The organism is Flavobacterium caseinilyticum (assembly GCF_004349085.1).
GTDB classification, from domain to species: Bacteria; Bacteroidota; Bacteroidia; order Flavobacteriales; family Flavobacteriaceae; genus Flavobacterium; species Flavobacterium caseinilyticum.
The window spans coordinates 142,390-158,132 of record NZ_SMFM01000009.1; the positions used below are offsets into that span (position 1 = coordinate 142,390).

Genomic DNA, 15,743 nt, shown 5'->3' on the forward strand with positions numbered 1-15,743 from the left:
TTACTAAAAATGTATTGAATTATGAAAGTAGTGATTGCAGAAAAACCAAGCGTAGCCCGTGAAATAGCAGCCCTGTTAGGAGCCACCGAAAAGAAAGATGGCTACCTAATGGGCAATGGCTATTATGTTACGTGGGCTTTTGGACATTTGGTAGGATTGGGTATGCCGGAAGATTACGGAATTTCAGGATTTCAGAAATCATACCTGCCGATACTTCCAAATCCTTTTTTATTGACCGTCCGAAAAGTCAAAAAAGACAAAATCTATGTAGCAGATACAGGAGCGTTAAAGCAGTTAAAGGTAATTGAACATGTTATCAACCTTAGTGAAGAGATTATTGTCGCAACCGATGCCGGGCGTGAGGGTGAACTGATATTCCGCTATATCTATGAATACCTCAAAAGCAACAAACCCTTTGATCGTCTTTGGATTAATTCGCTGACCGAAAAGGCAATCAGGCAGGGTTTAGACAACTTAAAACCTGGTAGCGATTTTGACGGATTATATCAGGCAGCGCAGGGCAGGAGCCGAGCTGATTGGCTTTTGGGCATCAACGCTTCTCAGGCATTAAGTATTGCTGTAGGAAATGGTATCTATTCACTTGGTAGAGTGCAGACACCTACACTTGCTTTAATATGCAGACGTTATCTGGAAAATAGAAATTTTTCGGTGCAGCAATACTGGCAAATACAGGTGTCCCATACAAAAGAGTTCATAGATTTTAAAAGCCTTTCCAAAAACAAATGGCAAGATAAAAAGCTTGTGGAAAATATATTAAAGTCCATCGAAAGAAATGGCAATACAGTTACGGTTACCACTGTAGAAACCAAAAGCGTGACGGAACAACCGCCTTTGCTGTTTGATCTGACTGGCTTGCAAAAAGAAGCCAATAAAAAGTTGAATCTGACGGCTGAAGAAACCTTGAACATTGCCCAAAGCCTGTATGAAAAGAAATTTATTACTTACCCACGTACTGGGAGTAAATATATTCCTGAAGATATGTGGGCAGAGATTCCAAATCTGATAAGGGCTTTACAGGATATGGGAGCCTTCAAGCAAGCAGTAACCAAAGTGAAATGGGGGCATTTCAATAAACGTATCGTAAATGACCTTCGTGTTACCGATCATCATGGTCTGCTGATTACGGACAAAATCCCATCAGCATTACAGGCCAAGGAAAATGCTGTTTACAATATGATTGCCTTTCGACTACTGGAAGCAATTTCACAAGCCTGTACAAAAGAGATAACCGATATTACTTTACAGGCTTTGCATTATGATTTTGCCCTGAAAGGCTGCAAGATATTGGAACCAGGTTGGCGGTCCATCAAAGGCAGTTTTTCAGATAATGATACTGGACCTATGCAGGAATTACCCGAACTAAAAAAAGGTGATGAACTCAAAATCAAAGATGCTTCGGTTTTGGAAAAGAAAACCAGACCACCTGTGCTTTATACTGAGGCCGGACTTTTATCAGCTATGGAAACGGCAGGAAAGGAGATTGAAAATGAAGAGGGACGCAAAGCAATGCAAAACGTAGGTATTGGTACACCAGCCACAAGAGCCTCCATTATTGAAACCCTGTTTAGCCGTAACTATATCCAAAGGGGAAATAAATCCCTGTTACCTACCGATAAAGGATTGCAAGTCTATGAACTGGTCAAAGACAAGAAAATTGCCGATGTAGCAATGACCGCAGAGTGGGAGCTAGCTTTGCAGAAAATTGAAAACAACGAAAGTAATGCGGAAGTTTTTCAAAAAGAAATGGAAATCTATGCCACGTCTATTACCAATGAATTGCTGCAAACGGCTATTGTACAAGAAAACCTACCTAGCCTTGTTTGTCCTAAATGCAAAAAGCAGCAACTGATTATTAGAGATAAAATTGTTAAATGTTCTGATGAGGTCTGCAACTGGGTACAGTTCCGAAATGTATGTGGTGTGCATTTAAGCATAACTGATATAGAAAGTCTTGTCAATACTGGCAAAACTTCTCTTATAAGAGGAATGAAAAGTAAAGCTGGAAAGAAATTCGAGGCCTATATTGTATTGAATGAAAAAGGGGAAAGCTCCTTTGAATTTGAAAAATCTAATTTATCAGGTAGAAACTAAAGTCTTTAATCAGGCTGTAAAGCGGAATATAGACCGCTTTCCTGAAAACTTCCGTTTCCAGTTGACCCAAGATGAATTTGATACTATAAACTTGAGGTCACAATTTGTGAACTCAAGTTTGAATTATGCGGGAAGGCGTTATCTGCCTTATGCTTTTACCGAGCAAGGTATCGCTATGCTCTTATCTGTGCTCCGCAGCTATACTGCCGTAAAAGGATGACCACGACCGTTTTCTCATAATTGATAATACCGAACTCTATCATATTGGAGTATCATTGAAAGATCTGGGTAAAAAATGGTTTGCCTTTTCACGAATGGATATTGAGATTGGCAGAATGCTTCAAATTTTATCCGTTTAGCAAAATTATAAACAAAATATAGTATGGAAACACATCAAAAAGACCTGTCTTATTTCAGGTTACGACTACAAGAATTATTGACTACAAGCTTTCCCGAAAAAACGTATGATGTTAAATTTATTGACCAGCGTTCAAGTTGGGCTTCCAATGCTTATGAAGGAGCATTTCGGGCAGGAAACCCCGTCAGTCAATGCAATCATATTGCTGATTATGTTTTATTTGAAGGATTGTACTTCTCCAGATTTGATACCGTTTTTCAGGTGGTTTGCAATGAGTTTGATACTACAATGGCAGACGAAGAACTACGACCGTTTGCCTTCAAGATGTTGCCTGTTTGCGACCCTGTTTTTACAAACTACAAATTGGAGGATGACTTTGCCTATTCTTCGGAGTTTGAACTGCTCTATACCGAACTGACTGGAACTATAGCCATTTGGATAGAAGAAAATGGGCTTCAGTAAACGTCAACATCTCCAAAGGAATATTGATGCCTTACGAATTGCTTTTGAACTGGAAAGGGAGAAACGGAAAGCCACGATAGGCGAAAGACTGCTAATGATGCAATACAGCGGATTTGGCGGTCTTAAATTCGTGTTGAACCCTGCCAAAAAACCGATAGACATTAACCATTGGAGGAAAACTGAACACGAACTCTTTTCACTTACACAAGAACTCCATCAACTTCTAAAAGAAAATGCAACTGACGAGAAGCAATACCAAAGGTATGTGGACAGTATGCGGAGTTCTGTACTGACTGCATTTTATACTCCGCCTTTGGTTATTGATGCTATTTCTGCTCCCTTAAAAGAAAACGGTATAAACATCCGAAAATTTCTAGAACCTTCTGCCGGTATCGGCTCTTTTATAAAATCTTTTGCCGATAGAGACTCACCTCAGGTTACCGCTTATGAAAAGGATCTGCTTACAGGAAAAATTTTAAAGCAGCTCTATCCCGACAGTTCTGTCAGAATAAACGGTTTTGAAGAAGTACCAGAAAGAGAACAAAATAGCTATGATGTGGTTGCTAGTAATATCCCTTTCGGTGATACTTCCGTTTTTGATCTTTCCTATTCTAGAAGCAGGGATACTGCAAAAGTACAGGCTGCTCGAAGCATACACAATTACTTTTTCCTGAAGGGAGCCGATATGCTCCGTGAGGGCGGTATACTGGCTTTTATAACTTCACAGGGTGTACTGAATAGCCCTAAAAATGAAACCATTCGTAGGGCATTGATGAAGGATAATAATCTGGTTTCAGCAGTTCGATTGCCAAACAACCTGTTTACTGACTATGCCGGTACGGAAGTCGGTAGCGATTTGATAATCCTGCAAAAAAATTCTACAAAGAAAAGTGTGACCCAAGCGGAAGAACTGTTTTGTCAAAGCAAAATAGCGGAATACAATAAACCAAACAATGCCTTGTTTCAGGATAACGTAAGGATTGTCCATACTACGCGTGTGCTTGGTACTGATCCGTACGGACAACCTGCATTTATCTATACGCACACGAATGGTGTGGAGGGAATTGCCAAAGACCTGAAACAAATGGTAACGGAGGATTTTAGAAAACATCTTGATATTGGCTTGTATAAAGGTGAACGGAACGATTCGTCTGTCGTACAAATTCCGATAAAACCAACGGTTACACCTCCCGTTTCCGGACCTGTATCAATTACATTGGAAACACAGATTTTATCTGCTTCAACAACAAATAAGGACATTGTAAAAGAGGAAAGGCAACTGAGCATTTTTGATCTCTTTGAAAATTCAGAAGAACTGGCTGCTGTTGCCACTCCTGTTAAAGCAATTGCAACAACAAAACAACCAGCCAAAAGAAAAAGAACTGTGAGCGGATATCAGGGAAACCTGTTCAGCGGTTTGATGCAGCAACCTCCTGTTCCTATTTCTCCAGTAAATAATACTCCAAGTGAAAGAAATGCGCAGGAAGTCATTGGCGATTTGTTTTCAGTAGTGAACAGAAATGGTGTGATCGAAAAGATTACCTCAGAGAACACTATTCCCGAACCTGCAATTTATACCAAGGGAATACAGTCTTTTCATCGTAACGATAGCCTTGCAGTGGATAACGGCTGGGTAGGTTATCTTAAAGATTTTGAAAGTGATAAGAAGCAGGCAATGTTTCATCCTCTGCAATTATCATCCTTGCAGAAAGTAAGGGCTGAAGCCTATATTTCTGTACGGGATAGCTATCTCGATTTATATCAGAAGGAAGCCGAACTGCAAATTGAACATAAAGAAGAGAGAGAAAAATTTGATAAGGCTTACGATGCCTTTGTAAAAAGGTACGGCAACCTAAACAGTGCTGATAATATCAAGCTTATCAAAACAGACAGTTCAGGTAAGGAAATCCCTTATCTGGAACGTGTGGTGGGTGGTGTGGTACATAAGGCAGATATCTTCCACCGTCCGGTAAGCTTCTCCATTATCACATTGACTGCTGATAATCCTGATGAGGCTTTGGCCGCATCGCTGAACAAATACGGCAGGGTTGATTTGGGGTATATGTCCAAAATCAGTGGTATGCCATCCGACAATTTGAAAGAGGCATTACAAGGACGTATTTTTTACAATCCTTTGGAAAAGGAATATGAAATAGCTGAAAGATGGATAGCAGGCAATGTGGTGGAGAAAGCCACAGCTGTAAAAACATATCTCGAAAACAATCCCTATGATAGGCAGGCCAAACAAAGCCTTACCTCTTTAGAAGAAGCTCGTCCAAGACGAATTGAATTTGAAGAGCTGGATTTCAATCTTGGTGAACGCTGGATACCGACAGGGATCTATGCTCGCTTCGCTTCTCATCTTTTCGACACAGAGGTGCGCATTCAATATTCTGAAACTTCCGATGACTTTTCTATAAAATGCTACCAGAAAAATGTACATATATGGGATAAATATGCTGTCAAGTCTGAAAGTCGAACATTTGACGGGATTGCTCTGCTGAAAAATGCATTAGTTAACACCACTCCTGATATTACCAAAAAGGTCATGATTGATGATAAGGAGATCAAGGTACGGGATATGGAAGCCATACAAATGGCAAATACCAAGATTGATGAAATTCGTACAGCATTTAGTGAATGGCTTCACGCCCAAAATGATGAGTTTAAAAAAAGACTAACCAACCAATATAATGATACCTTTAACTGTTTTGTACGACCGCAATACGACGGAAGTCATCAGGAATTTCCCGGACTGGACAGAAAAGGCTTAGGTATTAACGATTTGTATTCGAGCCAAAAAGATACAGTATGGATGATCAAGCTGAACAACGGTGCCATTTGTGACCACGAAGTTGGAGCAGGAAAGACATTGGTGATGTGTACGGCAGCACAGGAAATGAAACGTTTGGGAATGGTACACAAACCTATGATAATAGGATTGAAAGCCAATGTTCATGAGATTACAGAAACGTACCGTGAAGCCTACCCACACGCTAAAATTATGTATCCTGGTAAAGAAGATTTTACCCCACAGAAAAGGCAACGGATTTTCGGAGATATTAAAAACAACGATTGGGATTGCGTGATATTGACCCATGATCAGTTTGGCATGATACCCCAGTCAGCAGAAATGCAAAAGGAAATCCTACAAGTCGAACTCAACAGCGTGGGAGATAATCTTGCCGCTTTAGAAGCACAGGGCAAGGAGATTTCAAGGGGAATGCTCAAAGGTGTAATCATTAGGAAGCAGAACCTTGAAGTTAGGTTGAAAACATTGGAACATGACATCGAAAACCGAAAAGATGATGTAGTGGATTTTAAGATGATGGGCATCGACCACTTATTTGTTGATGAAAGCCACCAGTTCAAAAATCTGATGTTCAATACCCGCCATGACCGGGTTGCAGGTTTGGGCAATATGATGGGAAGTCAAAAGGCTATGAATCTGCTTTTTGCCATCCGCACCATTCAGGATCGCATACAAGGAGATATGGGCGCTACGTTTCTTTCGGGAACAACTATCAGCAATTCTTTAACCGAGCTATATCTATTGTTCAAATATCTGCGTCCAAGAGCATTGGAAAAACAGGGTATCAATTGCTTTGATGCTTGGGCGGCTATCTATGCAAGGAAAACGACTGATTATGAGTTTTCGGTAGCGAATAATATCGTGTCAAAAGAGCGCTTTCGTTACTTTATCAAAGTGCCGGAACTAGCACAGTTCTATTCGGAAATTACAGATTACAGAACCGCTAAGGATATTGGTATAGATCGTCCGGAAAAGAACGAGGTGCTTTATAATATACCGCCTACACCAGATCAGGAAGTATTCATCCAGAAATTGATGGAGTTTGCAAAATCAGGTAATGCTATCCTATTAGGGAGACCTCCGCTGACAGATCGGGAAGGAAAAGCAAAGATGCTGATTGCTACTGATTATGCCCGTAAGATGTCGCTCGATATGCGAATGGTAAGCGGTAAATATGATGACCACCCAGATAACAAAGCTTCTCATTGTGCAGCCAATATTGCAAAGTATTACCAAAAGTTTCATGCGCAGAAAGGAACACAGTTTGTCTTTTCAGATTTAGGCACTTACAAGCCAGGAGAATGGAATGTATATGGGGAGATCAAGCGAAAGCTTGTAGAGGACTACCGCATACCGCCACATGAAGTACGTTTTATACAGGAAGCTAAAAATGATAAGCAGCGTAAGGAACTTATCAATGGTATGAATGAGGGAAAAATCCGTGTGCTGTTCGGTTCTACCGGCATGTTGGGAACTGGTGTAAATGCACAGAAAAGAGCCGTTGTCGTTCATCATTTGGATACCCCGTGGCGACCAAGCGATCTTGCCCAACGTGACGGAAGGGCTGTCCGAAAAGGCAATGAAATCGCCAAATTTTTCGCCGATAACAAGGTGGATGTAATTATCTATGCAGTCGAAAAATCGCTGGACAGCTACAAGTTTAATCTGCTGTACAATAAACAGCTTTTTATTGACCAGCTTAAAACCAACAATCTCGGAAAGCGGACCATTGACGAGGGAAGCATGGATGAAAAATCGGGTATGAACTTTTCGGAATATGTAGCTATTCTTTCGGGCAATACCGATCTTTTGGAAAAAGCGAAGCTGGAAAAACAGGTTGCCGGATTGGAAAGTGAGAAGCAGGCATTCAACCGTTCCAAGTTCAGCTCCAAATACAAACTGGAAGATATTTCCGCTACTCTGGATTCTGCCGAGTCACGATTGGAACGAATGAGCCTTGATAGGGAAAACCTGGAACAACGCTTACAAAAACGACAGGATGGTACGATACTAAATCCTGTCCAACTTGATGGATTATCGTCTAATGCAGATATGAAACAGATTGGAACCAAGCTTAACCAGATTGCCGATAAAGCTCGTACTGGTGGTCAATATGAAGAAATAGGCAGCCTATATGGGTTTGCATTGTTAGTTAAAACCGAAATGTCCGAAAAAGAGGGTATTGATATTAGGGTCAATCGTTTTTTGGTACAGGGTGAAGGCAACATAAAATACACCTACAATAATGGCTTGATTGCTAATGATGAAAAGCTTGCGTCAATGAACTTCCTTAATGCTTTGGAAAAAATACCTGGCTATATCGAACAGCAACAAAAGAAAATTGCTGAATTGCAAAAAGATCTTCCTGTACTTCAGGAAATGGTCAATGGGACGTGGACAAAAGAAAGCAGGCTGAGCGAACTAAAAACCGAACTGGCGGCCATCGATAGGAAGATACAATTGTCAATTGCTCCAGAACCGAAAGATGAGATGACTGAAGGGCAAAAAAGTACAATTAAAATAGATGATGTTCAGGGAAAATCTTCTGTGCGTTTAAAAACAATGTAAATCTGGAACAAAACAAGAAGCTACATTTATTGGCTGATTCTTTTTGTACTATCCTTTTGCACCAAATGCTGTAAATCAGGGTCATTTTTAATACGCTCCAATTCAGTTTCAATTACCTGAATAATATCCAATTTTATCTGTCTGTAATTAGCTTCGATTTCCTGCTTCATCATATCTTCTCCTGCTTCGTTTACGAAAGATAGTATTTCCGGTATTTTTTGATAGTTTTTGGTTTCAGCAGCTACTTTATCATTGTCTACAACAATTTCAGCATGGAAGATTTTCTGTTCGATACGTTCATCAAAATTGTCTGATACAGCCCCTACAAAAACACCTTGGGTCAATGTAGAAATTTTAGATGCAGGAATGAGGCTGTCCAATTGTGTGGAAATGGATGTCGACGTATCATTACGGTTGATTGACAAACTCTGCCTTTTCTGCAACACCTTACCAAAACGTTCCGAAAGGTTTTTGGCAGTTTCTCCTACCACCTGACCACTGAATATATTGCCCACGGTATTTTGTATAACCTTACTTTCTTTGTCTCCATAATCACGGGTTAATTGTGAATAATCCTGAAAGCCCAAACAAACGGCCACCTTATTACTTCTAGCAGTGGCTATAAGATTGTCTAATCCACGAAAGTAGATGGTAGGCAATTCATCAATGATGACTGAACTTTTAAGCTGTCCCTTTTTATTAATAAGTTTCACAATTCTTGAATTGTATAAACCCAACGCTGCGGAATAGATATTTTGACGGTCAGGATTATTACCTACACATAGTATCTTCGGCTCTTTAGGGTTGTTGATGTCCAGTGAAAAATCATCTCCTGTCATAACCCAATACAATTGCGGTGAGATCATTCTTGACAAAGGAATTTTCGCAGATGCTATTTGTCCCTGCAACTGGTCTTGCGCGCCACCTTGCCAGGCATCCATAAAGGGTGATAGATAATTTTCCAATTCCGAATAGGTGGTTAGGATTGTAAAGACGTCAGCGTATTTTTTGTTGAGCAGTTCAATGGCGTGTGGAAATGTGCAGTATTTGCCGTTTTCATAGATTTTAAGAAACCATATAATAGCCGCTAAAAGAATAATCGGGCTTTCTACAAAGAAATCCCCTTGCTTTTGTATCCAACTCCTGTTAAGATTTAGCATGATGGTGTAGGCCGATTCGTAAGCATCGGATATATCGGTCATAAAATCTGGATTTATGGGATTGCAACGATGGCTTTTTCTAGGGTCATCAAAATTAATGACGTAGAATTTCGGTTTTACCTTGTACTTATCAGTGTGTTTTAGTAAATGATTATAGGCAATTGTAGATAGGTCGTCAAACTTAAAATCATAGATATACATTGAAAAACCTTTTTCAATATGCTGCTTGATATAGTTGTTTACTACAGCATACGATTTACCCGAACCGGGTGTACCCAATACAATGGTCGCTCTAAAAGGGTTTACAATATTGATCCAACCATTGTGCTGTTTTTTGTTGTACCAGAATTTGGTGGGTAAGTTCACGGAATATTCGTTTTGCATTAGCTTAGTTTCCTGCTGAAAACTTTCGTTCTCATTATTGAAAACATCATCCATCAAATTGGTACGGAGCAGACGGCTTATCCAAATTCCTGCTACCATAAGGGAGATATAGCCCAAACCTGTGGTAAGGATATAGAGAAATGTAGCGATGTTTAATGATAGTTTTAACAATGATGTGTTAAGAAAGAATAGTACAAAACCAATTCCCAAAACCACATAAATTTTTGTCCAAGTTATCTTTTCATTCTTTACGCCTTTTGTTCCCAAACAGCTTAATGCTAATAATATCAAAACAAAGACTTTGGTATATAAGATGTGTGAAAACAAGCCCGACGTTCTGTCGAAATTACCTAAGATTTTGTTGATGATTTCTAATGTCCAGCCACGTTCCATAAAGAAACCGTAACAGAACCAATAAAGGTGCATTAGTACTAAAAGGATACTCACTGCCCGAATAAAAGCCATTATCTTGGCTAATCCTCTTAAATCGTCTTCTCCCTGCATTTTATAATTATTAAATGTTCGGTTGTTAATTTAAAGGCAGTGCAGCATGGTTACAAAAAAGTGGCAGACATTAGCGATGCATGACAGTGTTTGGCGTTAAGGAGCTCCAACTAGGTTCGGATTTTATTATGATTTTTTAGTAAATTTATACTCTTGAAAAATTTTTAGGTTACATCATCAATTTGATAATCAATATTAAAGAAGAAAAATATGAATTGGAATAATCCTGATGCTGATCCAGGAGAAAGTGAAGATGAATATATAGCTAAGAAAAGAGAAGAAAGTGATTCTGCTACTGGACTAATGTTTGTAATCGTTGGGGGTTTTATTCTAGCCTTAAAAATAGCTGCTATTTTCGGTATGTTTTTTTATGCAGGATTTTTACTGTCTCAAAAGTTCTGGGGAGAAGAAACCGACAAATTTAAAATTTGGGGTCTCTCTCTATTATTTACCTACTTTATTTTCTGCATTATTTATTTTTTTAAAGGAACTATCATTGGCTTGCAAGCAAAGAACAGGAAGTTATGGATATTACCTTGGGTAACATGTGTGTTAATATGCTGTATTATTCCAGCACTCATAATAAAATCATTCGTTGCAGGTATGTTCAATCTGACAGAACGACAAAGTATATTGTGTATTGGGTTGAGTTGGGGAGCATTTATACTTTTTTCATTATATGTCTATGGTATTTATCAGTTCAAGACACCAACTGCTCCGAAGATTTTGTACTGGAGCTATGCATTGGGATTGAAAGTGTTTTTATAATAAGGAATTCATAATAAACGTAAAACCTACTTACCTCTCTTACGTCTTCTTTTCTTCTTCATTTTATTGGTAAAGTCCTGTTCTTCGTAATCTTCTCCTTGTGCCTCAGGCAACAGTCCTCCAAAACTTTCCATCATACTAGTTTCATTTGTGCTGGAAGCGGTGATTTCTTTGTTTAGGAAATCGAATAATTCATGGGGCTTTTCGGCTGGTGGATCTTTCATTGCGTTGTGCTGAGATATTTTTGGATGAGGTTCGTTAAGCCTTTTTATTTCCGGTTTGATATTATGGTTCCAATAATCATTAAAGGTATTGGCAGAAAATTCCTTTCCCAATCGGGATCCGTTCCAAATTGCTTTAGAATTATGGTCTATAAAAGTTATTCCGTAAATACGCCCTTTGTCATTTCTCCGTACCACTACGTTAATGCCCTGTTCGCCTAATCGCTTTTTAAAAGCCTGCTCATCACTTGTTGATTGCAGGGCAATGGTAACAGTAGCTTTAATGGTTGGCTTTGTCGGGTGGTCTTTCAAAGCCTCTTTGCTTTTTGCAAAATGTAATTCCAAAGCCGAAAGCCCAGCATTTTTACCGAATAGGGAAGCCTTGAGTGGATGCCCAGCTTTTTCTCCTTTTTCATTTAAAGGAAAGTATAATAAGCCTTGCTTGATTTTTCCTTGCAGTTCGCCTTCTATTTTTTCAGTGGTAATATTGAACAGGGAAAGCAAAGCATTATATTCCCCCAACGTCTGGAATTTATAATACTTAGGCAGATACCGGACAACCGAAGCAATCTGGCTTTTTATATCTCCTGTTTGGTAATTAACAGGACGAAAAATCTTGTCATTCTGCCGATGTCCTTTCTCCGTAGCCGATAGTAATCCATATTTGTTTTCGAGTTCACGGCATACCTTCATAGACCTTCTTTTTTCAAACTTATCCGAAATCTTTTTGCCTTCTTCATCCACACAAACCGATACAATATGAATATGGGTACGGTCAATATCCGTGTGCTTGAATACTACAAAAGGCTGTTCCCCATAACCCAGCTCCTGCATATAATCCTGAGCCATCAGTTTGAACTTTTTATCACTTACATTATCCTTCGGGTCAGGATTGAGTGAAATATGTAAAATTGGTTTTTCAGTATTGCGGTTGGCTATCAGATAAGGTTCGAAAGATTGGGTCAATTGAGCAATGGAATACTGCGCATTAGGTGTTTCAATTATTCTATTGGCAAACAGAATTTGCCCGTTTTCTTTCTCCACTTTGAGCTGATTGTATGCCAAAGCTCCGTATAAATTGCTCCCTCTTCCGATTTTTGCTATCATTTCAACACTATTTTTTCAAATGATTTGCTTCAAACTCTTCTGTGAGCTGAATAATTTTTTGACATAATACTGCCATTTCAGCCGTTTGTTTTTCTAATTTGTAGAGATAAGCTGCTGCTTTTTTCTCCGAAAAATTGCGGTACAACAGCTTTACGACCTGATTATAATTAACGCCAATGGAACGGAACTGACTGTGAAAAGAGGTTAACCTCATATAAAAATCTAACACAGCTTTGTCTATTTTGACCGTTTTAATCTCTCTTCCAAACAATACGGAAATGATAAATTTTGCTTTATTGACCATTCCCGATGCTTCAAAAAGCGATAATAATTTCGCATTTTCTTCGTCCGTAAGGCGAAAAACGTGGCGGTGAATACTCGGATTGCTCTTGGGCGTCCGTCCGCCTTTATTCTGTTTTCTGTTACTGTTTTCGTTCATCATTAATCCATTTTTAACTTTAGTAAAAAGCCTGACTTCGGAAGGCTTTTCAGCCCCCAGCAGGGCAAGTTGTTTTGAGGCACGAACTCAGTTTCGAGTGCCTCAAAACACAACTTGCCGTGTTCTGGTGAACACAAAAATCCGCCCTTCGGGACGGATTAAATAAAGCAGGGATAAACGGCTTCGGGCCGTTCACTTTCTTACTTGATATTTCATAATATTTTTGCATAAGTCCGTTAATAAAAATCACTTTACAAAGTAAACTCCTCTTCAGTAGAGCATTGAGCTGTGTTGCAGTGCCAAACAGTGCCAATGAACGCCAATTCGTTCCACCTTAGAATAAGGACGTATATATCTGCATTTCTTTGTACCTGCAAGCGGATGTAAACAGATAACTATGTTGGTATGTAGTTCCTTAATTATGTATGTAGTCACTTGTGTATGTACAAGCGTACGGATGTGGATAGATGCAGTTGAGGATATGAAATCATATAGTTGTATATGTGCATATTTACAGACTTGGGTTTGCATATAACTTGGTCTGATGATACAAACCTATATGTATAGCTGCCTAAAAATAGAGGTACATATGTTAGTATTTAAGCAGAGCAATACCTGTTTAAATGACCACATAGCTTTCTACAAAACTGCATACGTATAGGCAATAGCAGATAAGTATCTACCAACGCAACGATATAAGTAAATAATTAAATACAGTTAAAAATGAAAACAGAACACAAAACAGTATTCATTGCTTTTTCTTCCCAAAAGGGAGGTGTAGGCAAAACCACCTTTACGGCACTTGTGGCCAGTACGCTACATTATCGCTTGGGCTACAATGTAGCCGTATTCGATGCCGATTTTCCACAACATAGTTTAATGAAAATGAAGACCCGTGATTTGGCTATGGTGATGGAAAATGAATTTTTAAAAAGGGTGGCATTCAAACAATTTACAACCATTAACAAAAAAGCTTATCCAATCATTCAACATAAAGCTGAAGGTGTACTGGAAGCTGCGCATGATTTTTTAGAATCCATTTCTTTTCCGGTTGATTTTATCTTTTTTGATCTTCCGGGTACAGTAAACACTCCCGGTATTTTGAAAGCTCTGGCGGGGATGCACCATATTTTCACACCTATCATAGCAGATCGTGTAGTTATGGAAAGTACGCTCATTTTTACCCAGCTGATGAAGGATGTTATTATGAAAAAAGGAGAAACCTCCATTGTAACCATTAACCTGTTTTGGAATCAGGTAGATGGTCGTGAACGCTCGCCCTTGTATGATGTTTATAATAAATTGATTGATGAGTTGGGATTAAGTCTGATGCAATGCCTTATCATGAACAGCACACGTTTCCGCAAGGAGAGCGAAGCCGGTGCCAAGACCGTTTTTCGTTCAACTTTAATGCCTCCCGATGAACGTTTGATGAAAGCTTGCCGCTTAGACCAGTTTATGACGGAATTTTTAAGAATCGTTCAATTATAATAGTATGGAAAAAGACAATAAGAAAAAAGCTATTCCTGAAATCAACGAAGAGCTAATGATGAATTTAATGGTAGATGGAGTAAAAAAGGAAGGGTTGCAACTTCCGCCGGAAGAACCCGAAGCTCCTATGAAACCGTTACAGGAAAAACCTTTACTGAAGGAACGTAATAGAACCAAAAAAGTAAATGAACAGGATTACGAAAGTATATTTTTCAAAAGACCTGGTACCAATGCCCGTGATGGCAAAACGGTATATATTCGACCGGATTTCCATGAGAAACTGTCTCGGATCGTACAGGTAATAGGCGAAGATAAGATAACCATTTACGCCTACTTAGACAATCTTCTCGAATATCATTTTCAGGAGTTCGGCGAGCAGATTACCACAAGTTTCAATGATAAATACAAACCTATTTTATAATTATGGAAACAGTAATCGTTATATGCCTACTGATTGTTATTGGGCTGTTGTTGGAGGATAAGATTGTCATCAGGAAAGGGGAGGAGCAAAAACCAATACAGGAAAAAACTAATCCGAACCTGCCCGATATCATGGGGCAGCCCAAACCGATGAGAAGTCTTTCAGTGCCAATAAGTGCCACTGAAAGACAAAATAAAAACCAGGAGCAAGAAACGGATAATTTTGATATTGAAATCGACGAGGAAGATGTCGATATACAAATTCCACAGGAAGAACTGGACAAAGTTTTTGGAAATATAGCTGATTTGGAGGAAGAGGAAGAAGAATGGAACAGGTATGGAATATCTAGTGGGGATAACGGTTTTGCCCAAGGGGTTACCTTTGAAGAACTAAGCTCCGTGGGGATGCTGCTGCAAAAAGAAAAATTGGAGCCATCTCAAAAGGAAACAGCAGTTGCTATAGTTCAGAAAATACAAGGAACCGAATTATTCACCTTACTGGAGAATTCTATGGAAAGTGCTTCCCGTAAAATAGCTGAGCTATTAGACGGGAGCCTTTTTTCTGAAACAGATGCCGGTTCTTTCTTTTTGCGGAAAAATGATTTTGAGGATTTTGATATTGGGGAGTTTGTGTAGGCTGGAAAAACCGGTCAAATTGACCACCCTATTCCAGTGTAAATTGACCACCAGTTTCGGAGCAAACTGACCACCACTTTCCAGTGCAAATTGACCACCTGATTTTGGGGTACAATTGACCATTAAAAACTACTAACTTTTTCATGTTGTTAGCACCATACATTCGTTAAAAAAATACGGATTATGGCAAACAAAATAACAGACATGAGTAAAATTAGAAAAGCAATTAAATTCTATTGTAACGGCAAGAGTAAGTTGTTTATAAGTAGCTACTTATCCCTTTCTAGGAATACGGTAAAGA

11 protein-coding genes are annotated in these 15,743 nt (G+C 39.1%); 8 read left to right on the forward strand and 3 right to left on the reverse strand.

All coding sequences use genetic code 11. The annotated features are described in order from the left end of the window. The first annotated feature begins 21 nt into the window (after window positions 1-21). The 4 genes from E0F89_RS15345 to E0F89_RS15360 all read left to right on the forward strand — a co-directional run bounded on the left by E0F89_RS15345 (window position 22) and on the right by E0F89_RS15360 (window position 8,312). Entirely contained in the window at window positions 22-2,112 is a 2,091-nt protein-coding gene (locus E0F89_RS15345; protein ID WP_131910613.1) for a type IA DNA topoisomerase, read from the forward strand. Continuing rightward, entirely contained in the window at window positions 2,054-2,332 is a 279-nt protein-coding gene (locus E0F89_RS15350) for an ORF6N domain-containing protein (RefSeq protein ID WP_317126102.1), read from the forward strand. The genes E0F89_RS15345 and E0F89_RS15350 overlap by 59 nt, the downstream gene beginning before the upstream one ends. 162 nt (window positions 2,333-2,494) lie before the next feature. Continuing rightward, a complete protein-coding gene (locus tag E0F89_RS15355; protein ID WP_086452589.1) occupies window positions 2,495-2,932 on the forward strand; it encodes a DUF1896 domain-containing protein in 438 nt (145 codons plus the stop codon). Next, window positions 2,919-8,312: an N-6 DNA methylase gene (locus E0F89_RS15360; protein ID WP_131910614.1), complete on the forward strand. Its 5,394-nt coding sequence runs from the start codon at window positions 2,919-2,921 to the stop codon at window positions 8,310-8,312. The genes E0F89_RS15355 and E0F89_RS15360 overlap by 14 nt, the downstream gene beginning before the upstream one ends. Before the next feature lie 26 nt (window positions 8,313-8,338). Here the strand turns inward: E0F89_RS15360 and mobC are convergent, their stop codons facing one another. After that, window positions 8,339-10,360, reverse strand: coding sequence for a conjugal transfer protein MobC (mobC, locus tag E0F89_RS15365; protein ID WP_131910615.1), 2,022 nt, complete (start codon window positions 10,358-10,360; stop codon window positions 8,339-8,341). 210 nt (window positions 10,361-10,570) lie between these two features. Between mobC and E0F89_RS15370 the strand changes: the two genes are divergently transcribed. Further along, window positions 10,571-11,128 (forward strand): hypothetical protein, encoded by a 558-nt coding sequence (locus E0F89_RS15370; RefSeq protein WP_131910616.1) that lies wholly within the window; start codon window positions 10,571-10,573, stop codon window positions 11,126-11,128. 26 nt (window positions 11,129-11,154) lie between these two features. On the opposite strand, the gene mobB is transcribed toward E0F89_RS15370, so the two are convergent. Next, window positions 11,155-12,456, reverse strand: coding sequence for a conjugal transfer protein MobB (mobB, locus tag E0F89_RS15375; protein ID WP_131910617.1), 1,302 nt, complete (start codon window positions 12,454-12,456; stop codon window positions 11,155-11,157). A 7-nt stretch (window positions 12,457-12,463) separates the two neighbouring features. Next, window positions 12,464-12,895 carry a conjugal transfer protein MobA gene (gene mobA / locus E0F89_RS15380; RefSeq protein ID WP_131910623.1) on the reverse strand — a complete coding sequence of 144 codons (432 nt, stop codon included), beginning with the start codon at window positions 12,893-12,895 and terminating at the stop codon, window positions 12,464-12,466. 723 nt (window positions 12,896-13,618) lie between these two features. Between mobA and E0F89_RS15385 the strand changes: the two genes are divergently transcribed. From E0F89_RS15385 to E0F89_RS15395, 3 genes are read left to right on the forward strand one after another with little or no spacing between them, the layout of a single operon-like run. Further along, on the forward strand, window positions 13,619-14,386 hold the full coding sequence (locus E0F89_RS15385) for a ParA family protein (RefSeq protein WP_131910618.1): 768 nt from the start codon (window positions 13,619-13,621) through the stop codon (window positions 14,384-14,386). Window positions 14,387-14,390: 4 nt separating this feature from the next. Then, the gene (locus E0F89_RS15390) at window positions 14,391-14,807 is read left to right on the forward strand and encodes a DUF3408 domain-containing protein (protein ID WP_131910619.1); all 417 of its coding nucleotides are present in this window, start codon (window positions 14,391-14,393) and stop codon (window positions 14,805-14,807) included. A 2-nt stretch (window positions 14,808-14,809) separates the two neighbouring features. Further along, on the forward strand, window positions 14,810-15,442 hold the full coding sequence (locus E0F89_RS15395; RefSeq protein ID WP_131910620.1) for a conjugal transfer protein TraD: 633 nt from the start codon (window positions 14,810-14,812) through the stop codon (window positions 15,440-15,442). Window positions 15,443-15,743: the final 301 nt, after the last annotated feature.

Bases quoted from the DNA above. Each gene is read 5' to 3' on its own strand.
- E0F89_RS15360 (WP_131910614.1), top strand. From the start codon at position 2,919: ATGGGCTTCAGTAAACGTCAACATCTCCAAAGGAATATTGATGCCTTA.
- E0F89_RS15345 (WP_131910613.1), top strand. From the start codon at position 22: ATGAAAGTAGTGATTGCAGAAAAACCAAGCGTAGCCCGTGAAATAGCA.
- E0F89_RS15390 (WP_131910619.1), top strand. From the start codon at position 14,391: ATGGAAAAAGACAATAAGAAAAAAGCTATTCCTGAAATCAACGAAGAG.
- E0F89_RS15395 (WP_131910620.1), top strand. From the start codon at position 14,810: ATGGAAACAGTAATCGTTATATGCCTACTGATTGTTATTGGGCTGTTG.
- E0F89_RS15355 (WP_086452589.1), top strand. From the start codon at position 2,495: ATGGAAACACATCAAAAAGACCTGTCTTATTTCAGGTTACGACTACAA.
- E0F89_RS15385 (WP_131910618.1), top strand. From the start codon at position 13,619: ATGAAAACAGAACACAAAACAGTATTCATTGCTTTTTCTTCCCAAAAG.
- mobC (WP_131910615.1), bottom strand. From the start codon at position 10,360: ATGCAGGGAGAAGACGATTTAAGAGGATTAGCCAAGATAATGGCTTTT.
- E0F89_RS15350 (WP_317126102.1), top strand. From the start codon at position 2,054: ATGAAAAAGGGGAAAGCTCCTTTGAATTTGAAAAATCTAATTTATCAG.
- mobB (WP_131910617.1), bottom strand. From the start codon at position 12,456: ATGATAGCAAAAATCGGAAGAGGGAGCAATTTATACGGAGCTTTGGCA.
- E0F89_RS15370 (WP_131910616.1), top strand. From the start codon at position 10,571: ATGAATTGGAATAATCCTGATGCTGATCCAGGAGAAAGTGAAGATGAA.
- mobA (WP_131910623.1), bottom strand. From the start codon at position 12,895: ATGAACGAAAACAGTAACAGAAAACAGAATAAAGGCGGACGGACGCCC.